1 pseudogene is annotated in these 308 nt (G+C 68.5%); it reads right to left on the minus strand.

From position 1 onward, the window contains the following. Positions 1–308, minus strand: a pseudogene (locus tag AC0L2O_RS36595) (IS21 family transposase); the annotation flags it as partial.

The following is a 308-nucleotide window of genomic DNA, read 5'->3' on the forward strand; positions in this document are numbered from 1 at the left end:
TCGAGCGGCACGCCCGCGATGGTGACCCCAAGCTCGCCCATATCGGTGAAGTCGGAGAGGCCGACCTGGCCCACGTCATGGGTCTGGCGGAAGATGACCTCCTGCTCCGCGCCATGCATTGCTCGCCAGGCGCGGATCCGGCGCTCCAGGGTGCGACGGATTCCGGCCCCAGCTCAGGATGGCGTCGGAGCTCTCCTCGAAGATAGCCACGGGCCGCACGCCGGGAGCCGCCTTCAGCATCGGCACGACCTCCAGGTCGAAGACGTTGGCCAAGGGATCCGGCCGGCGCCTTTGCCGCGGTGACTTCT

The sequence above is a fragment of the Bradyrhizobium sp. Kon10 genome (assembly GCF_055807395.1).